Raw genomic sequence first — 19,934 nt, forward strand, 5'->3', positions numbered from 1 at the left:
AGGCTGAGGTTTTGGGTATTGCGCTGGAGCAGGTTTTACTCGACGGCTTTGACCATGTCTTCGATGACTTTCTTGGCGTCGCCGAAGACCATCATGGTTTTGTCGAGGTAGAACAGTTCGTTGTCCAGACCGGCATATCCGCTGGCCATCGAGCGCTTGTTGACGATGATGGTTTTGGCTTTGAACGCTTCGAGAATCGGCATGCCGGCAATTGGCGATTTCGGATCGTTCTTGGCAGCCGGGTTGACCACGTCGTTGGCGCCCAGTACCAGCACCACGTCGGCCTGGCCAAACTCGGAGTTGATGTCTTCCATCTCGAACACCTGGTCGTAAGGCACTTCGGCCTCGGCCAGCAATACGTTCATGTGGCCAGGCATACGACCGGCGACCGGGTGGATCGCATACTTCACGGTCACGCCGCGATGGGTCAGCTTCTCGGTCAGCTCTTTCAGCGCGTGCTGCGCCCGTGCTACCGCCAGGCCGTAGCCCGGAACGATGATCACGGTGTCGGCGTTGGTCAACAGGAAGGTTGCATCGTCAGCCGAACCGGATTTCACCGGGCGGGCTTCTTTCGAGCCAGCAGGGCCGGCGGCGTCCGCGGTGTTGCCGAAACCACCGAGCAGCACGTTGAAGAACGAGCGGTTCATCGCTTTGCACATGATGTACGAGAGAATCGCACCGGACGAACCTACCAGCGAGCCGGCGATGATCAGCATCGAGTTGTTCAGCGAGAAGCCGATGCCTGCTGCTGCCCAGCCGGAGTAACTGTTGAGCATCGACACAACCACCGGCATATCCGCGCCGCCGATCGGGATGATGATCAGCACGCCCAGCACGAAGGCCAAGGCCAGCATCAGCGCGAAGGCGTTCAGGTTACCAGTCAGCATGAAAGTCACGCCGAGGCCCAGTGTCGCCAGGCCCAGCAGCAGGTTCAGCTTGTGCTGACCGCCGAACTGTACGGGGGCGCCCTGGAACAGGCGGAACTTGTACTTGCCCGACAGCTTGCCGAAGGCGATCACCGAACCGGAGAAGGTGATTGCACCGATGGCCGCACCGAGGAACAGCTCCAGACGGTTACCGGCAGGAATCGCATCGCCCAGTTGCTTGACGATGCCCAGCGATTGCGGCTCGACAACTGCTGCAATGGCAATGAACACCGCGGCCATACCGATCATGCTGTGCATGAAGGCGACCAGTTCCGGCATTTTGGTCATTTCAACGCGCTTGGCCATGATCGACCCGGCGGTACCTCCGACCAACAGGCCTACGATGACGTAGCCGATGCCGGCGGTGGCCAATTCGGCACCTAGCTTATAGACGAGACCCACTGTGGTGAGAATTGCCAAAGCCATGCCGAGCATGCCGTACACATTGCCGCGCCGCGAGGTGGTCGGGTGCGACAGGCCTTTCAGGGCCTGGATGAAGCAGATCGACGCGATCAAGTAGAGCGTCGTTACGAGATTCATGCTCATTACTTAGGCGCCTCTTCTTTTACTGCTTTCGGGGCTTTTTTCTTGAACATCTCAAGCATCCTGCGGGTAACCAGGAAGCCGCCAAATACGTTCACCGCTGCCAGGGCTACCGCCAGGGTGCCCATGGTCTTGCCCAGTGGCGTTACGGTCAAAGCCGCGGCCAGCATGGCGCCGACGATCACGATCGCCGAGATTGCGTTGGTTACCGCCATCAAAGGCGTGTGCAGTGCGGGCGTAACGTTCCAGACCACGTGATAACCGACATAAATCGCCAGCACGAAGATGATCAGGTTGTAGATACCGGGGGAGATAAGCTCTTCCATCGTCTGAATCCCTGCTTAGGCGTTTTTACGGATGACTTGGCCGTCGCGGCACATCAGGCACGCGGCGACGATGTCGTCTTCGAGGTTGATCTCGAACTGGCCTTCTTTGTTGAAGACCAGCTTCAGGAAGTCCAGCAGGTTGCGTGCGTACAGGGCCGAAGCGTCTGCGGCGACGGCGCCGGCCAGGTTGGTCGGGCCGCAAATGATCACGCCGTTCTCGACCACAACCTGGTCCGCCACGGTCAGCGGGCAGTTGCCGCCCTGGGCTGCCGCGAGGTCGATGACCACCGAGCCCGGCTTCATCTGCGCCACGGTTTCCGCGCTCAACAATACTGGCGCCTTACGGCCCGGGATCAGTGCGGTGGTGATGACAATGTCAGCCTGTTTGGCGCGTTCGTGCACGGCCAGGGCCTGACGTTGCATCCAGCTGGCAGGCATTGGTCGCGCGTAACCACCGACACCAACGGCACATTCGCGCTCTTCATCGGTTTCGTAAGGCACGTCGACGAACTTGGCGCCGAGGGATTCGATCTGCTCTTTTACCGCAGGGCGTACATCAGACGCTTCGATCACTGCACCCAGACGTTTCGCTGTAGCTATCGCCTGCAAACCGGCTACACCTGCGCCAAGAATCAGCACGCGCGCCGCTTTCACGGTACCCGCAGCCGTCATCAGCATCGGCATGAAGCGTGGATAGTGGTGAGCGGCCAGCAACACGGCTTTATAACCGGCGATGTTTGCCTGGGAGGACAGAACATCCAGGCTCTGAGCGCGGGAGGTGCGTGGCGCGGCTTCCAGCGCAAACGCGGTAATGCCGCACTCGGCCAGCTTGGCAATGGTTTCATTGCTGAACGGATTGAGCATGCCCACCACAACGGTGCCGCTCTTAATCAGCGTCAGCTCGCTGTCGCTGGGGGCGACCACCTTGAGAATCAGTTCGGCACCAAACGCATCGTTGGCGCTGCCAATAATTGCGCCTGCCGCTTCATAGGCACTGTCGACAACGCTGGCATTAATACCGGCGCCGCTTTGCACAGTGACCTTATGACCCTGGCCGATCAGCTTCTTGATGGTTTCCGGGGTTGCAGCAACCCGCGTTTCACCCGTCTGGGTTTCGAGAGGAACACCAATGTGCACGTCAAATCTCCTGCGTGATCTTATTGAGTAAACCCAGGCACTTCGGATGGTGCGGCTGGGGCGGCCGATCAGCACGATCCCGCTAAATCAGGGCGGGGCGCGGCATTTTGCAGGCGAACTTAGTGCCCTTCAAGGGTTTATGAGGGGTGACGGAAAATTAACTACAAGTCACCCCGTGACCGAATGTCGCAACTGACCGGTTCAATCCCTTGCAGGCCGTGCCTTGTAAGGATTTTTATAAAAATTGGAGAATTTACGCATCGGTCAGGTGAATGAGGCGTTATTGCTCCGCAATAGAGGCTCAAGGCCACGTTTTCAGGCGCTTGTGGGACGTTTGTACTGCTTGTCGGTACAGTTATCAAATATGCGACAAATACTTATATCTGTAGTGTTTTGGTTTTGTTGACTACGCAGTCAGATTGTTGCGAAAAGCCTTTATCCTTCTAGGCTGTAGCTCTGTGCCTGATTGACCAACCAATCGCGAAATGCCCTTAAAGAGGCTGATTCGACCTTTCGCTCGGGAATCATCAAGTAATACGCCTTGATACTTGATAGCGCCTGGGGGTTGGCAATGACCAGGCGCTTCTCGGCCAATTCGCGTTGAATCAGGAACGGCGGAATCAGTGCTATTCCCATATCGTGCATGGCCGCTTGGGCAAGCATGGAGAATAGCTCGTAGCGCGGCCCTGTCATGTCTCGCGGGATATTTAGGTTTTGAGAGTTGAACCACTGGCGCCAGGCATAAGGGCGAGTGGTCTGCTGCAACAGGGGCAATTCGGCGATGTCGCCGGGAGACAGGGTTGTGTTTTTCCCCATGAGATTGGGGCTGCACACCGGCATCGGATTTTCGCCCATCAGCCTGTGGGATTCGGTACCCGACCAGTCCGCGTCGCCAAAATAGATCGCGGCATCGAAGTCGGTGTCGGCAAACAGAAAGGGCCGCGTTCGGTTAGTGAGGTTGACCGTCACTTCCGGGTGTTTTTGCTGGAAATCCTTGAGTCTTGGCAGCAGCCATTGAGTGCCGAAGGTTGGAACCACCGCCAGCTCAATCACGTTGGCTCCTTGCTGGCCCATCACTGACAAGGTGTCCCGTTCAACGGCATCGAGTTGGGTGGCCACCCGGCGGCTGTAGGAAAGACCGGCCTCCGTCAGCTTGACCCCACGTCGCGAGCGTCGGAACAGTTCTACGCTGAGGAACTCCTCAAGGCTGGCGATCTGTCGGCAAATGGCGCCTTGAGTGAGCGAAAGTTCCTGAGCTGCCTTGGTAAAACTTTCGTGCCGCGCGGCCGCTTCAAAGCTGATCAGGGCCGTTGTGCTGGGGATTTTCCTGCGCATGTACGTCAACCTCACTAATACATCGCATAAAAGCTATTTTGCGATGTTTCGGAGTGAGAAATTAGCACAACAGTATGCAAAATCCTCGTTTGCCGTAATGCCGAACCCGGCCTAGGATCAGCCCACGTTATTTGACCCGATTCGAGAGGACACACTCATGGGCGGTAAAGCTAGCTTCAACTGGATCGATCCCCTGCTGCTGGATCAACAGCTCACCGAAGAAGAACGCATGATCCGCGACACCGCTGAGCAATTCGCTCAGCAGAAGCTCGCGCCGCGTGTTCTCGAAGCTTTCCGCCATGAAAAGACCGACCCGGCAATCTTCCGCGAGATGGGAGAAGTAGGCCTGTTGGGCGCGACTATCCCTGAGCAGTATGGTGGCAGCGGCCTGAACTACGTCAGCTACGGCCTGATTGCCCGTGAAGTCGAACGCGTCGACTCCGGCTATCGCTCTATGATGAGTGTGCAGTCCTCGCTGGTCATGGTGCCGATCAATGAATTCGGCACCGAAGCGCAGAAGCAAAAGTACCTGCCGAAACTGGCTTCGGGTGAATGGATCGGTTGCTTTGGTCTGACCGAACCTGACCACGGCTCCGACCCAGGCGCGATGATTACTCGTGCCCGCAAAGTGGAAGGCGGCTACAGCCTGACCGGCAGCAAGATGTGGATCACCAACAGCCCGATCGCCGATGTGTTCGTCGTATGGGGCAAGGACGATGCGGGTGACATCCGTGGCTTCGTTCTGGAGAAGGGCTGGAAAGGCCTGAGCGCTCCAGCGATTCACGGCAAGGTCGGCCTGCGTGCATCCATCACGGGCGAGATCGTCATGGATAACGTGTTTGTCCCCGAAGAAAACATTTTCCCGGATGTGCGCGGTCTGAAAGGTCCGTTCACCTGCCTCAACTCCGCACGCTATGGCATCTCCTGGGGTGCGCTGGGTGCTGCCGAGTTCTGCTGGCATACCGCTCGCCAGTACACTCTGGATCGCAAGCAGTTCGGTCGCCCATTGGCCGCCACTCAGCTGATCCAGAAGAAGCTGGCCGACATGCAGACCGAGATCACCATGGCGCTGCAAGGCTGCCTGCGTCTGGGTCGTATGAAGGACGAGGGTACTGCAGCGGTAGAGATCACTTCGATGATGAAACGCAATTCCTGCGGCAAGTCCCTGGACATTGCTCGCATGGCGCGCGACATGCTGGGTGGTAACGGTATTTCCGATGAATTCGGTGTTGCTCGCCACTTGGTCAACCTGGAAGTGGTGAATACCTACGAAGGTACGCATGACGTCCATGCGCTGATCCTCGGTCGTGCGCAGACTGGCATTCAGGCGTTCTATTAATAGGAGAACGGCCATGGGCGCGCTTTCGCATCTACGGGTACTGGATTTATCGCGGGTGCTGGCTGGGCCTTGGGCCGGGCAGATCCTTGCTGACCTTGGCGCCGAAGTGATCAAGGTCGAGCGCCCGGGTAATGGCGATGACACGCGCGCCTGGGGGCCTCCCTTCCTTAAAGACGCTTATGGCGAGAACACTAGCGAGGCCGCCTATTACTTGTCGGCCAATCGCAACAAGCAATCGGTCACCATCGACTTCACTCGGCCTGAAGGGCAGAAGCTGGTGCGTGATCTGGCGGCGAAGTCGGACATCCTGATCGAGAACTTCAAGGTCGGTGGGTTGGCGGCCTATGGTTTGGACTATGAGTCGCTAAAAGCGATTAATCCAAATCTGATTTATTGCTCGATTACCGGGTTTGGTCAGACCGGCCCTTATGCCAAGCGCGCAGGTTATGACTTCATGATCCAGGGGTTGGGCGGCCTGATGAGTCTGACGGGGCGACCCGAGGGGGATGAGGGTGCCGGGCCGGTGAAGGTTGGCGTGGCGCTGACGGACATTTTGACCGGTCTCTATTCCACTGTGGCGATCCTTGCAGCGCTTGCGCATCGGGATCATGACGGTGGCGGTCAGCATATTGATATGGCGTTGCTGGATGTTCAGGTGGCTTGCCTGGCTAACCAGGCAATGAATTACCTGACTACCGGCAATGCTCCTAAGCGCCTGGGCAATGCTCATCCGAATATCGTGCCTTATCAGGACTTTCCTACGGCGGATGGAGACTTCATCCTCACCGTGGGTAATGACGGGCAGTTTCGCAAATTCGCTGAAGTGGCTGGACAGCCGCAATGGGCAGATGATCCACGCTTTGCGACCAATAAATTGCGGGTGGCGAATCGCGCGGAGTTGATCCCACTTATTCGCCAGGCGACTGTATTCAAGACGACTGCTGAGTGGGTGCTGCAGCTGGAGCAGGCAGGTGTGCCGTGCGGGCCGATCAATGATCTGGCTCAGATGTTTGCTGATCCTCAGGTTAAGGCGCGCGGGTTGGCCATCGAACTGCCCCATGTGCTGGCCGGGATGGTGCCGCAAGTGGCGAGTCCGATTCGCCTGTCCGAAACGCCTGTGGAGTATCGCAATGCACCTCCTCTATTAGGGGAGCATACGCTGGAGGTTCTGCAGCGGGTGTTGGGTCTGGATGCTGGTGCTGTGGCGGCATTCAAAGAGGCCGGAGTGCTCTGAGGACTTCTTCTATATAGAAGAAGTGGTTTGGTCTTCTATATAGAAGAGGGTGTGAGCTGTTTTGAGCGCTCTGCAAGTACTTGATAGAAAAATGCAATTAGGGGTTGACGGCAGATCCTGGAAGTCTATAATTCGCCCCACTTCCGGCGCAGTCGAAACGGAAAACTCCTTGGTAAACAATGAGTTATGCGGTTTTCGGCAGCGAGTTGCTTCAGGTCATCGAAGTCCAGAAGGAGTTGAAAGAGCGAGGTGGTTTGGCTCTTTTGACGGTTCGATCTTCTCGGTCGAAAGCGGTGTAAAAGAGGTGTTGACAGCAGCGAGTAACGCTGTAGAATTCGCCTCCCGCTAACGAGAGATCGAAAGCGCAAGTGGTTGAAGTTGCAAAGGAAACTTTGAAAACTTCGAAAAATAACCGCTTGACAGCAACAGAGGCTGCTGTAGAATGCGCGCCTCGGTTGAGACGAAAGATCTTAACCAACCGCTCTTTAACAACTGAATCAAGCAATTCGTGTGGGTGCTTGTGGAGTCAGACTGATAGTCAACAAGATTATCAGCATCACAAGTTACTCCGCGAGAAATCAAAGATGTAACCAACGATTGCTGAGCCAAGTTTAGGGTTTCTTAAAAACCCAAAGATGTTTGAACTGAAGAGTTTGATCATGGCTCAGATTGAACGCTGGCGGCAGGCCTAACACATGCAAGTCGAGCGGCAGCACGGGTACTTGTACCTGGTGGCGAGCGGCGGACGGGTGAGTAATGCCTAGGAATCTGCCTGGTAGTGGGGGATAACGCTCGGAAACGGACGCTAATACCGCATACGTCCTACGGGAGAAAGCAGGGGACCTTCGGGCCTTGCGCTATCAGATGAGCCTAGGTCGGATTAGCTAGTTGGTGAGGTAATGGCTCACCAAGGCGACGATCCGTAACTGGTCTGAGAGGATGATCAGTCACACTGGAACTGAGACACGGTCCAGACTCCTACGGGAGGCAGCAGTGGGGAATATTGGACAATGGGCGAAAGCCTGATCCAGCCATGCCGCGTGTGTGAAGAAGGTCTTCGGATTGTAAAGCACTTTAAGTTGGGAGGAAGGGCATTTACCTAATACGTAAGTGTTTTGACGTTACCGACAGAATAAGCACCGGCTAACTCTGTGCCAGCAGCCGCGGTAATACAGAGGGTGCAAGCGTTAATCGGAATTACTGGGCGTAAAGCGCGCGTAGGTGGTTCGTTAAGTTGGATGTGAAATCCCCGGGCTCAACCTGGGAACTGCATTCAAAACTGTCGAGCTAGAGTATGGTAGAGGGTGGTGGAATTTCCTGTGTAGCGGTGAAATGCGTAGATATAGGAAGGAACACCAGTGGCGAAGGCGACCACCTGGACTGATACTGACACTGAGGTGCGAAAGCGTGGGGAGCAAACAGGATTAGATACCCTGGTAGTCCACGCCGTAAACGATGTCAACTAGCCGTTGGGAGCCTTGAGCTCTTAGTGGCGCAGCTAACGCATTAAGTTGACCGCCTGGGGAGTACGGCCGCAAGGTTAAAACTCAAATGAATTGACGGGGGCCCGCACAAGCGGTGGAGCATGTGGTTTAATTCGAAGCAACGCGAAGAACCTTACCAGGCCTTGACATCCAATGAACTTTCCAGAGATGGATTGGTGCCTTCGGGAACATTGAGACAGGTGCTGCATGGCTGTCGTCAGCTCGTGTCGTGAGATGTTGGGTTAAGTCCCGTAACGAGCGCAACCCTTGTCCTTAGTTACCAGCACGTAATGGTGGGCACTCTAAGGAGACTGCCGGTGACAAACCGGAGGAAGGTGGGGATGACGTCAAGTCATCATGGCCCTTACGGCCTGGGCTACACACGTGCTACAATGGTCGGTACAGAGGGTTGCCAAGCCGCGAGGTGGAGCTAATCCCAGAAAACCGATCGTAGTCCGGATCGCAGTCTGCAACTCGACTGCGTGAAGTCGGAATCGCTAGTAATCGCGAATCAGAATGTCGCGGTGAATACGTTCCCGGGCCTTGTACACACCGCCCGTCACACCATGGGAGTGGGTTGCACCAGAAGTAGCTAGTCTAACCTTCGGGAGGACGGTTACCACGGTGTGATTCATGACTGGGGTGAAGTCGTAACAAGGTAGCCGTAGGGGAACCTGCGGCTGGATCACCTCCTTAATCGACGACATCAGCTGCTCCATAAGTTCCCACACGAATTGCTTGATTCATTGAAGAAGACGATAAGAAGCAGCCCGAAATTGGGTCTGTAGCTCAGTTGGTTAGAGCGCACCCCTGATAAGGGTGAGGTCGGCAGTTCGAATCTGCCCAGACCCACCAATTTTGTGTGGGAAACACCTGTAGAAATACGGGGCCATAGCTCAGCTGGGAGAGCGCCTGCCTTGCACGCAGGAGGTCAACGGTTCGATCCCGTTTGGCTCCACCACTACTGCTTCTGTTTGTTGAAAGCTTAGAAATGAGCATTCCACCAAGACGGTGATGAATGTTGATTTCTAGTCTTTGATTAGATCGTTCTTTAAAAATTTGGGTATGTGATAGAAAGATAGACTGGACGTTACTTTCACTGGTAACGGATCAGGCTAAGGTAAAATTTGTGAGTTGCTCTTTGGAGCAAGAATCGAATTTTCGGCGAATGTCGTCTTCACAGTATAACCAGATTGCTTGGGGTTATATGGTCAAGTGAAGAAGCGCATACGGTGGATGCCTTGGCAGTCAGAGGCGATGAAAGACGTGGTAGCCTGCGAAAAGCTTCGGGGAGTCGGCAAACAGACTTTGATCCGGAGATGTCTGAATGGGGGAACCCAGCCATCATAAGATGGTTATCTTAAGCTGAATACATAGGCTTAAGAGGCGAACCAGGGGAACTGAAACATCTAAGTACCCTGAGGAAAAGAAATCAACCGAGATTCCCTTAGTAGTGGCGAGCGAACGGGGACTAGCCCTTAAGTGGCTTTGAGATTAGCGGAACGCTCTGGAAAGTGCGGCCATAGTGGGTGATAGCCCTGTACGCGAAAATCTCTTAGTCATGAAATCGAGTAGGACGGAGCACGAGAAACTTTGTCTGAATATGGGGGGACCATCCTCCAAGGCTAAATACTACTGACTGACCGATAGTGAACTAGTACCGTGAGGGAAAGGCGAAAAGAACCCCGGAGAGGGGAGTGAAATAGATCCTGAAACCGTATGCGTACAAGCAGTGGGAGCCCACTTTGTTGGGTGACTGCGTACCTTTTGTATAATGGGTCAGCGACTTATTTTCAGTGGCGAGCTTAACCGAATAGGGGAGGCGTAGCGAAAGCGAGTCTTAATAGGGCGTCTAGTCGCTGGGAATAGACCCGAAACCGGGCGATCTATCCATGGGCAGGTTGAAGGTTGGGTAACACTAACTGGAGGACCGAACCGACTACCGTTGAAAAGTTAGCGGATGACCTGTGGATCGGAGTGAAAGGCTAATCAAGCTCGGAGATAGCTGGTTCTCCTCGAAAGCTATTTAGGTAGCGCCTCATGTATCACTGTAGGGGGTAGAGCACTGTTTCGGCTAGGGGGTCATCCCGACTTACCAAACCGATGCAAACTCCGAATACCTACAAGTGCCGAGCATGGGAGACACACGGCGGGTGCTAACGTCCGTCGTGAAAAGGGAAACAACCCAGACCGTCAGCTAAGGTCCCAAAGTTATGGTTAAGTGGGAAACGATGTGGGAAGGCTTAGACAGCTAGGAGGTTGGCTTAGAAGCAGCCACCCTTTAAAGAAAGCGTAATAGCTCACTAGTCGAGTCGGCCTGCGCGGAAGATGTAACGGGGCTCAAACCATACACCGAAGCTACGGGTATCACTTAGGTGATGCGGTAGAGGAGCGTTCTGTAAGCCTGTGAAGGTGAGTTGAGAAGCTTGCTGGAGGTATCAGAAGTGCGAATGCTGACATGAGTAACGACAATGGGTGTGAAAAACACCCACGCCGAAAGACCAAGGTTTCCTGCGCAACGTTAATCGACGCAGGGTTAGTCGGTCCCTAAGGCGAGGCTGAAAAGCGTAGTCGATGGAAAACAGGTTAATATTCCTGTACTTCTGGTTATTGCGATGGAGGGACGGAGAAGGCTAGGCCAGCTTGGCGTTGGTTGTCCAAGTTTAAGGTGGTAGGCTGGAATCTTAGGTAAATCCGGGATTCCAAGGCCGAGAGCTGATGACGAGTGTTCTTTTAGAACACGAAGTGGTTGATGCCATGCTTCCAAGAAAAGCTTCTAAGCTTCAGGTAACCAGGAACCGTACCCCAAACCGACACAGGTGGTTGGGTAGAGAATACCAAGGCGCTTGAGAGAACTCGGGTGAAGGAACTAGGCAAAATGGCACCGTAACTTCGGGAGAAGGTGCGCCGGTGAGGGTGAAGCATTTACTGCGTAAGCCCATGCCGGTCGAAGATACCAGGCCGCTGCGACTGTTTATTAAAAACACAGCACTCTGCAAACACGAAAGTGGACGTATAGGGTGTGACGCCTGCCCGGTGCCGGAAGGTTAATTGATGGGGTTAGCTAACGCGAAGCTCTTGATCGAAGCCCCGGTAAACGGCGGCCGTAACTATAACGGTCCTAAGGTAGCGAAATTCCTTGTCGGGTAAGTTCCGACCTGCACGAATGGCGTAACGATGGCGGCGCTGTCTCCACCCGAGACTCAGTGAAATTGAAATCGCTGTGAAGATGCAGTGTATCCGCGGCTAGACGGAAAGACCCCGTGAACCTTTACTATAGCTTTGCACTGGACTTTGAATTTGCTTGTGTAGGATAGGTGGGAGGCTTTGAAGCGTGGACGCCAGTTCGCGTGGAGCCAACCTTGAAATACCACCCTGGCAACTTTGAGGTTCTAACTCAGGTCCGTTATCCGGATCGAGGACAGTGTATGGTGGGTAGTTTGACTGGGGCGGTCTCCTCCTAAAGAGTAACGGAGGAGTACGAAGGTGCGCTCAGACCGGTCGGAAATCGGTCGTAGAGTATAAAGGCAAAAGCGCGCTTGACTGCGAGACAGACACGTCGAGCAGGTACGAAAGTAGGTCTTAGTGATCCGGTGGTTCTGTATGGAAGGGCCATCGCTCAACGGATAAAAGGTACTCCGGGGATAACAGGCTGATACCGCCCAAGAGTTCATATCGACGGCGGTGTTTGGCACCTCGATGTCGGCTCATCACATCCTGGGGCTGAAGCCGGTCCCAAGGGTATGGCTGTTCGCCATTTAAAGTGGTACGCGAGCTGGGTTTAGAACGTCGTGAGACAGTTCGGTCCCTATCTGCCGTGGACGTTTGAGATTTGAGAGGGGCTGCTCCTAGTACGAGAGGACCGGAGTGGACGAACCTCTGGTGTTCCGGTTGTCACGCCAGTGGCATTGCCGGGTAGCTATGTTCGGAATAGATAACCGCTGAAAGCATCTAAGCGGGAAACTAGCCTCAAGATGAGATCTCACTGGGACCTTGAGTCCCCTGAAGGGCCGTCGAAGACTACGACGTTGATAGGTTGGGTGTGTAAGCGCTGTGAGGCGTTGAGCTAACCAATACTAATTGCCCGTGAGGCTTGACCATATAACACCCAAGCAATTTGCATGCTTCGAGCTGAAAGGCGAAAGGGCACCAGATTGCGGTGTGTGAAGACGAAACGAACCGAAAGTTCGAGATACTCACAAAACACCTGGCTATCACATACCCATTCGCTGGAGCGTGAACCTGCAAAGGCCCACGACCTGGCTACCGAATTTCTTGACGACCATAGAGCATTGGAACCACCTGATCCCATCCCGAACTCAGCAGTGAAACGATGCATCGCCGATGGTAGTGTGGGGTTTCCCCATGTGAGAGTAGGTCATCGTCAAGATCAAATTCCGAAACCCCTATCTGCGTATGCAGGTAGGGGTTTTGTTTTAGTAGAAGTCACCAGTTTTGCTGGCACGTTACGCTGTAACGGGCTGGTCACAGAATTTCTTGACGACCATAGAGCATTGGAACCACCTGATCCCATCCCGAACTCAGCAGTGAAACGATGCATCGCCGATGGTAGTGTGGGGTTTCCCCATGTGAGAGTAGGTCATCGTCAAGATTGAATTCCGAAACCCCTGTCTGCTAACGCAGACAGGGGTTTTGTCGTTGTGGGCTCGCTAAACGCTCAGGAGCGCCATCGCCAAACAGTGGAATGTTTCCGCAGAGACGACAAAGCCAGCCCCCGAATTCAGGCGCTGGCTTTGTTGGAATGACGAGAGATTTAGAACTGGTAGCTCACTGTCGCGGCGACATTGCGTTCTTCGCCCAAGTAGCAGAAGTTCAGGCTGGCACAGGAGGCCACGTAGGACTCATTCGTCAGGTTGTTCGCATTCAGGCGAACATCCACACCCTTCATCCCTACTTTGCCTAAGTCGTAACCAACAGACGCATCAAACAACGTGTAGGCCGGCACCTTCATGGTGTTTTCCGCGTCGGCCCAGCTATAGCCGACATATCGCACACCACCACCCAATCGCAGACCATCGAGTGCCGCGCTATCGAACGTGTAGTCAGCCCAGAACGAAGCCATGTGCCGTGGCGCCTGGGTCGGCGAGTTGCCCTTGTTCTCGATCACGTCAGTGGCCGTACTCAAGGTGCTGATCATCGACTTTGCGTATTCGATGTCGGTGAAGGTGTAGCTGCCGAGGACTTTAAGGTTGTCAGTCACCTGCATGTGCGCTTCCAGTTCCAGGCCCTGGGAGCGGACAGCCCCTACGGCGCGATAGAAGTTTTCCTGCGGCAGTTTGGTCGCCAGGTTTTCCTGATCAATGCGGAACAGCGACGCGGTGAACAAATTGTCGGTGCCCAGCGGTTGGTACTTCAGGCCCACCTCCCATTGCGTACCATCGGTCGGTGCCAGGGGATTACCCGCACTGTCCGAGTAGGAGTTCGGGTTGAACGACTCGGAGTAGCTGATGTAAGGCGCAATGCCGTTATCGAACAGGTACAACGCCCCGGCGCGCCCCGTCAGCTTGGTGCGTTTGTCACTGATTTCGGTGCCGACCGCCCGGTCGGTTTCAGCCAGCCGATTCTCATCGGACGTTTCCACCCAGTCCTGGCGCAGCCCGAGCGAGAAGCGCCACTTATCCATCTCGATCAAATCTTGAAGGTACACGCCGGTTTGTTCCAGGCGACGCAGATAGCTGGTCGGACTGTAGAACTCGATATCGGAATTTCCATACACCGGGTTGAACGCATCAATAGGGGCAAGACCACCGCTGGTCCAGTCGACCACGGTTTTGCGACGCTGATAGTCCGCACCCATCAGTACGGTGTGTTTGGTTGCATCGGTGAAGAACTCTGCTTGCAGCATGTTATCGACAATGAATGCATGAAGTTTCTCGTCGCCACCGGTGTAATAACGATTCAACTCATTACTGGACGGTGTGGTCCAGCCATAGGCATAGACCTGATCCAGCTTCACTTTGGAGTCGAGGTAACGGAAGTTCTGTCGTGCCGTGAAGACATTGTTGAAGCGATGCTCGAACTGGTAACCGAAGGACTGCTGATCACGCTGGAAGCCATCAATGCTCGGTTCGCCCTCGAAGAAGTGTGGGGAAATTCGATTCCCATTGCGCTGATGAATGGTGCCGTCGGCCGGCACGCCACCGTGATAACCACCGTCTGGATCGTGCTGCAAATACGCTTGTAGGGTCAGCGAGGTGTCTTCGGTGAAATCGATGCTCACCGTAGGCGCGAGGGCGAAGCGTTTTTCTTTGTTGTGATCGAACTGTGTGTCGGACTGATCCGCCAGCCCTGTCAGGCGATAGGCTACGCGTTTGTCGTCATTCACCGGGCCGCTGAAGTCGAAACCCATGCCACGCTGACCCTGAGTGCCCACCGTAGCTTGAACCTGATGATAGGCCTCATACAGCGGCCTCTTACTGGTCAGCGCCACCAGGCCGCCGGGTGAGCTGCGACCATAGAGCACCGATGACGGCCCTTTGAGGATATCGAGGCGCTCCAGAAAGTACGGGTCTACCTGCATGGTGCTGTAGGTGCCACTGTCACCCATGGACTTCAAGCCATCCAGATAAATGTTATCCACCGAACCATCGTTGAAGCCGCGCAGCGCCACGTAGTCATAACGGTGGGTTGCGCCATAAGGGTTGGTCAACACGCCGGGGGTGTAACGCATGGCCTGGGAGACGGTTTGCGAACCTTGATCGTCCATTTGCTCGCGGGTTACCACCGAGACGCTTTGCGAGGTTTCCAGCAACGCAGTACTGGTCTTGGTGGCGATCTGGCTATGTGTCGCGTTGTAACCGTCCATGCTGCCCAGCGCATTACCGAGGGCAAAGCCTTTGATGTCGGTGGTGGGCAATGCCAGCGCTTCGGTTTCGGCGACCGGGCGCAACACGTAGCTGTTGCCATCCTGACTCACGGCCTCCAGACCCGAACCGCTGAGTAAACGTCGCAAAGCCTGATCTGCCGAATATTCGCCCTGCACGCCGGGTGACTGAAGACCCCCGGTTTGCGAAGGCGTTGTCGACAAGGTGATCCCCGCCTGACGCGCAAACTGGTTGAGCACATCGCTCAACGAGCCTGCGGCAATGTTGTAACGGTGGCTGCTGACCTCGCTGCCCGCTGCCGCTACGCCCAGTGTCGGCAATACGCCGACACCCAGCGCGGTGGAGAACAGCGCAGCACGTACGGCGTAGCGCAGGACGCCTGAATCGGCGGCGAAATGAAGAGGATTCTTACTGGTGGCGCGGACAGTCATTGTAGGTTTCCGTAGGAAGTCGCTGAAGTCAGGATTGAAGTGCTTACTGACTAAGCCGGACTTGTCCGCAAAACCCGCCAAAAATAATTCAGGCCTGTCGCTCCAGCGTCACCCACCAGCGAGTGCGATAGCGCAGTTGCACCGGCAGGGTTTGCGGCAGGATGGCCAGCAACCTGTCGGTGTTCTCCAGTCGGAAAACCCCGGACAGCCGTAAGTCGGCAATGTCCGCTGCGCACGTCAGATAGCCGTGGCGATAGCGCCCGACTTCATCCAGGAAATCCCCCAGCCGCATATTGCGAGTCACGATCAGCCCGTCGACCCAAGCGCCGGCATCCATGTCCAGCGGCGGCGCCAGCTTCGCCTGGTGATGATCGATCAGATAACTCTGCCCGGCCTGCACCTGGGTCGGCGTGCCATCGGCGGCAAGCGGTGAATGTATGAGGACCATGCCGCCGGTAACGCTGAGCCGCGTGCAGTCGTCGTCCTGCCGCAGGATGAAACGTGCCCCCACGCCTTCATACACACCCTGGCGACTGTGTACCCGCAGCGGTCGATCAAACGGAGATCCTTCGTCGATCCCGCCGCACGTCACGATGACCTCGCCGCGAGTCAGTTTGATCAGCCGCTGCTGCGCGTTGTAATCCAGATCCACTGCACTGGCGGTGTTGAGTTCCAGTCGCGTGCCATCGGGCAATTGGAAACCGCGCCGTTCGCCCGTGGCGGTGGCGAAGTCGGCGGTCCACTGTTGCCAGCCCACCGCATCTTTGCCCATCCACGCCACCGACCCTATCAGCAACGCTCCTGATAGCAGCTTCAAGGCCTGGCGGCGACCCAGTCCCTGGGCGCTGTTTTCCAACGTATTGAAGGCCACTTGAGCACCGGGCACTGCCCGCAGGTTGCTGCTCAACTCGGCTTGCAGCGACTGCACCCGCTGCCAAGCCAGTTCGTGTTCATGGTGTTCAGCCCGCCAGACCTCGCATTGCTGACGTAGCCTGGCATTAGCCGAGTTGTTACGCAGACGCAGCAGCCAATGGATGGCTTGTTTGACGACCTGCTGATGCGGTTCCCCGCGTCGAGTCAGCGACAAGTTATCCACAGGCATCACGTTTCATACCGCAGCACGTAGCAGTGATACAGCGCGTCGGCGACATAGCGCTCAACTGAACGCAGAGACAAGCCCATCTGCTCGGCGATGTGTTTGTGGGTAAGTCCTTCGCACTGCGCCAGCAGAAACGCCTGACGCACTTTCGGCTTCAGGCCTTCGAGCATGCGCGCGATGCTTTCCAGCAACTCAAGCACTAATGCCCGCGCTTCGACGCTCGGGGTTTCGGACTCGGGCAAATGGGCGATGGTTTCCAGGTAGGCGCGTTCGATTTCTTCACGACGCCAATGGTCGATCACCAGCCCACGGGCGATCGTTCGAAGAAAGGCGCGGGGAGCCTTGAGCTCCAGGCGTTCGGTTCTGTGCAGCAGCCGCACAAACGTGTCTTGAGCCAGATCCGCCGCATCGGCTGCATTACCCAAACGCGCGCGCAGCCACGTGTTGAGCCAACCGTGATGGCTACTGTAAAGCGCCTGTACTGCAAACTCAGGTGAGGACATGGATGCGACAGCCCGAACATCACAAATGATAATTAGTCGCATTGTCATCAAGGGTCCGGGAATTTGCAACAGCCGGACAAACAGTCGCCACTCCAAAAAGGCTGATCAGGCGCTTTGGCACGCCGTTCGGCGGGTATCTGACAGGAATGCCGACCATTTCGTACAAACGCCTAAGTTTTCTCCGGTTTGTGCCGACAGCCTGATGAGACATGCGTGCACCAAAGTAGAGCGGCTCCAGAGTCCTGCCTGCGCTGTTACATGGAATGTTGCATCCCGGAACGCATCCCCACTTTTTGCATAAGAAGTCCCATGAAATGAATCTCAAATTCAGCCATAAAATCCTTCTGGCCGCCTCCGGCGTCGTGGTGCTGGCTTTTGCGTTGTTCACTTTGTACAACGACTATCTGCAGCGAAACACCATCCGTCAAAACCTTGAATCGAGCGTCCAGCAGGCCGGCGACCTGACCGCCAGCAGCGTGCAGAACTGGATGAGCGGCCGCGTGCTGGTGCTGGAAAACCTCGCGCAAAACGTCGCCCATCAAGGCGCCAATGCCGACCTTCCCGGGCTGGTCAATCAACCGTCCCTGACCTCGAACTTCCAGTTCACCTACGTAGGCCAGGCCAACGGCGTGTTCACTCAGCGTCCGGACGCGAAGATGCCCGACGGTTACGACCCGCGTCAGCGTCCCTGGTACAAACAGGCCGTGGCTGCCGACAAGACCATGTTGACCCCGCCTTACATGGCCGCCGTCGGTGGCCTGGTGGTGACCATCGCCCTGCCGGTGAAAAAGAACGGCGAGTTGCTCGGCGTGGTCGGTGGTGACCTGAGCCTGGAAACCCTGGTGAAGATCATCAACTCAGTGGACTTCGGTGGCATCGGTCACGCATTCCTGGTCAGCGCCGACGGTCAGGTGATCGTCAGCCCGGACAAGGACCAGGTGATGAAAAACCTGAAGGATATTTACCCGAACGCCGGCGTGCGCATCGAGAAGGGTAATCAGGAAGTCACCCTGAACAAGCAGGACCGTATTCTTTCGTTCACGCCGGTCAGTGGTTTGCCGAATGCCGAGTGGTACATCGGTCTGTCGATCGACAAGGACAAGGCCTACGCGCCACTCAGCCAGTTCCGCACTTCTGCGCTGATCGCGATGTTCATCGCCGTGACGGCCATTGCCGTGCTGCTGAGCCTGTTGATCAACGTGCTGATGCGTCCGCTGACCACCATGGGCCGTGCGATGCAGGACATCGCTCAGGGTGAGGGCGACCTTACCCGACGTCTGGCCGTGGAAAGCAAAGACGAATTCGGTGAGCTGGGCGGTTCTTTCAACCAGTTCGTTGAGCGAATTCACGCATCGATTTCCGAAGTGTCGTCGGCCACCCGCCAGGTTCACGACCTGTCGCAGCGGGTAATGGCCTCGTCCAACGCCTCGATCGTCGGTTCCGACGAGCAAAGCGCCCGCACCAACAGTGTCGCCGCGGCGATCAACCAGTTGGGCGCCGCCACCCAGGAAATCGCCCGCAACGCCGCCGATGCTTCCCAGCACGCCAGCGGCGCGAGCGAGCAGGCCGACGACGGTCGTCAGGTGGTGGAGAAAACCATTCTGGCGATGACCGAGTTGTCGCAGAAAATCAGCTTGTCCTGCACGCAGATCGAAACCCTGAACGCGAGCACCGACAACATCGGGCACATTCTGGATGTGATCAAAGGCATCTCCCAGCAGACCAACTTGCTCGCACTCAACGCGGCCATTGAAGCGGCCCGCGCCGGTGAAGCCGGGCGTGGTTTTGCGGTGGTGGCGGACGAGGTGCGTAACCTCGCTCACCGAACTCAGGAATCGGCGGAGGAGATTCACAAGATGATCACCTCGCTGCAGATCGGTTCTCGCGAAGCGGTGACCACGATGAACGCCAGTCAGGTCTCCAGCGAACAGAGCGTCGAAGTGGCGAACCAGGCTGGTTTGCGCCTGGTCAGCGTGACCCAGCGCATCGGCGAAATCGACGGCATGAACCAGTCGGTGGCCGCGGCGACCGAAGAGCAGACGGCGGTGGTGGAAACCCTCAATGTCGACGTAAACCAGATCAACCTGCTGAACCAGCAGAGCGTGGCCAACCTCAATGAAACGTTGAAGGATTGCGATGCGTTGTCCCTGCAGGCGAACCGGTTGAAGCAGTTGGTCGACAGCTTCAAAATCTGATCGAGCGATGTAAAAGAGCCCGCTGTGGAGTCATCCACAGCGGGCTTTTTCATGCCTTACGCAAACAGCTTCAACACATTGTTCATCGAGTCATCGGCAAAGCCCTGCACGAAATCCGTGAACCCCGGCAGTGCCTCGGCGCCACCCTGTACGGGTTCGGCGATGATCGTCCAGGTCGCTCGGGATTTGTTCGCGCCCAGCGGTTCGACACTCATCGCCGCCCATAAATTGGCTACGCCCAAGGTGTTGTAAATCGTGGTCCAGGTCATGTTCAGCGCCTGGTCATCCCGGGAGTTGAGTTGCTCGACCACCAGGTTGCCGTCCTTGAAGAATTTCTTGCGCAGGGACGACACGCCTTCGCCAGTCATCTCGATGTGCGACAGCGCTGGAATGAATTGATCGAAGCCGGCGAAGTTACCGACCACTGCCCAGACCTTCCTGGCATCGGCGGGCACTTCCACCGAGGACTCCACGTGGCAGCCTTGCGGATTTTTGATCAGGGTGTCGGGTTGTAGGGTTTTCATGGTTTTGCTCCGG

General features: G+C 56.0%; 11 protein-coding genes, 2 tRNA genes and 4 rRNA genes. 9 read left to right on the forward strand and 8 right to left on the reverse strand.

All coding sequences use genetic code 11. The annotated features are described in order from the left end of the window. Window positions 1–35: 35 nt before the first annotated feature. The 4 genes from BLW70_RS05820 to BLW70_RS05835 all read right to left on the reverse strand — a co-directional run bounded on the left by BLW70_RS05820 (window position 36) and on the right by BLW70_RS05835 (window position 4,267). Complete coding sequence (locus BLW70_RS05820) at window positions 36–1,472, reverse strand: NAD(P)(+) transhydrogenase (Re/Si-specific) subunit beta (RefSeq protein WP_074872384.1); 1,437 nt, start codon at window positions 1,470–1,472, stop codon at window positions 36–38. Then, on the reverse strand, window positions 1,472–1,795 hold the full coding sequence (locus BLW70_RS05825) for an NAD(P) transhydrogenase subunit alpha part 2 (RefSeq protein ID WP_003187010.1): 324 nt from the start codon (window positions 1,793–1,795) through the stop codon (window positions 1,472–1,474). The genes BLW70_RS05820 and BLW70_RS05825 overlap by 1 nt, the downstream gene beginning before the upstream one ends. 15 nt (window positions 1,796–1,810) lie before the next feature. Next, a complete protein-coding gene (locus BLW70_RS05830; RefSeq protein ID WP_074872386.1) occupies window positions 1,811–2,932 on the reverse strand; it encodes a Re/Si-specific NAD(P)(+) transhydrogenase subunit alpha in 1,122 nt (373 codons plus the stop codon). Window positions 2,933–3,367: 435 nt separating this feature from the next. Next, entirely contained in the window at window positions 3,368–4,267 is a 900-nt protein-coding gene (locus tag BLW70_RS05835; RefSeq protein ID WP_074872388.1) for a LysR family transcriptional regulator, read from the reverse strand. 157 nt (window positions 4,268–4,424) lie between these two features. Here BLW70_RS05835 and BLW70_RS05840 point away from each other — a divergent pair, with 157 nt between their 5' ends. The 8 genes from BLW70_RS05840 to rrf (BLW70_RS05880) all read left to right on the forward strand — a co-directional run bounded on the left by BLW70_RS05840 (window position 4,425) and on the right by rrf (BLW70_RS05880) (window position 12,936). Further along, window positions 4,425–5,606 (forward strand): acyl-CoA dehydrogenase, encoded by a 1,182-nt coding sequence (locus BLW70_RS05840; protein WP_008154475.1) that lies wholly within the window; start codon window positions 4,425–4,427, stop codon window positions 5,604–5,606. A 13-nt stretch (window positions 5,607–5,619) separates the two neighbouring features. Continuing rightward, window positions 5,620–6,840, forward strand: a complete 1,221-nt coding sequence (locus tag BLW70_RS05845; protein ID WP_074872390.1) for a CaiB/BaiF CoA transferase family protein — start codon at window positions 5,620–5,622, stop codon at window positions 6,838–6,840. 641 nt (window positions 6,841–7,481) lie between these two features. Beyond that, window positions 7,482–9,020, forward strand: a 16S ribosomal RNA gene (locus tag BLW70_RS05855). A gap of 82 nt (window positions 9,021–9,102) precedes the next feature. After that, a tRNA-Ile gene (locus BLW70_RS05860) sits at window positions 9,103–9,179 on the forward strand. Window positions 9,180–9,209: 30 nt separating this feature from the next. Next, window positions 9,210–9,285 (forward strand) — tRNA-Ala (locus tag BLW70_RS05865). Between the two features lie 248 nt (window positions 9,286–9,533). Further along, window positions 9,534–12,425 (forward strand): 23S ribosomal RNA (locus BLW70_RS05870). 173 nt (window positions 12,426–12,598) lie between these two features. Further along, window positions 12,599–12,714, forward strand: a 5S ribosomal RNA gene (gene rrf / locus BLW70_RS05875). 106 nt (window positions 12,715–12,820) lie between these two features. After that, window positions 12,821–12,936 (forward strand): 5S ribosomal RNA (gene rrf, locus BLW70_RS05880). Together the 16S, 23S and 5S rRNA genes with 2 tRNA genes alongside form the textbook arrangement of a ribosomal RNA operon. Window positions 12,937–13,098: 162 nt before the next feature. On the opposite strand, the gene BLW70_RS05885 is transcribed toward rrf (BLW70_RS05880), so the two are convergent. From BLW70_RS05885 to BLW70_RS05895, 3 genes are all read right to left on the reverse strand, one after another. Further along, window positions 13,099–15,600 carry a TonB-dependent siderophore receptor gene (locus BLW70_RS05885; protein ID WP_074872392.1) on the reverse strand — a complete coding sequence of 834 codons (2,502 nt, stop codon included), beginning with the start codon at window positions 15,598–15,600 and terminating at the stop codon, window positions 13,099–13,101. An 88-nt stretch (window positions 15,601–15,688) separates the two neighbouring features. Continuing rightward, complete coding sequence (locus tag BLW70_RS05890) at window positions 15,689–16,702, reverse strand: FecR domain-containing protein (RefSeq protein WP_074872394.1); 1,014 nt, start codon at window positions 16,700–16,702, stop codon at window positions 15,689–15,691. Then, window positions 16,702–17,202 (reverse strand): sigma-70 family RNA polymerase sigma factor, encoded by a 501-nt coding sequence (locus tag BLW70_RS05895; RefSeq protein WP_074872395.1) that lies wholly within the window; start codon window positions 17,200–17,202, stop codon window positions 16,702–16,704. The genes BLW70_RS05890 and BLW70_RS05895 overlap by 1 nt, the downstream gene beginning before the upstream one ends. 314 nt (window positions 17,203–17,516) lie before the next feature. Here BLW70_RS05895 and BLW70_RS05900 point away from each other — a divergent pair, with 314 nt between their 5' ends. Beyond that, the gene (locus tag BLW70_RS05900; RefSeq protein ID WP_074872397.1) at window positions 17,517–19,397 is read left to right on the forward strand and encodes a methyl-accepting chemotaxis protein; all 1,881 of its coding nucleotides are present in this window, start codon (window positions 17,517–17,519) and stop codon (window positions 19,395–19,397) included. A 56-nt stretch (window positions 19,398–19,453) separates the two neighbouring features. Here the strand turns inward: BLW70_RS05900 and BLW70_RS05905 are convergent, their stop codons facing one another. After that, window positions 19,454–19,921, reverse strand: coding sequence for an SRPBCC family protein (locus BLW70_RS05905; RefSeq protein WP_074872399.1), 468 nt, complete (start codon window positions 19,919–19,921; stop codon window positions 19,454–19,456). Window positions 19,922–19,934 lie beyond the last annotated feature (13 nt).

The organism is Pseudomonas frederiksbergensis (assembly GCF_900105495.1).
Lineage (GTDB): Bacteria > Pseudomonadota > Gammaproteobacteria > Pseudomonadales > Pseudomonadaceae > Aquipseudomonas > Aquipseudomonas frederiksbergensis.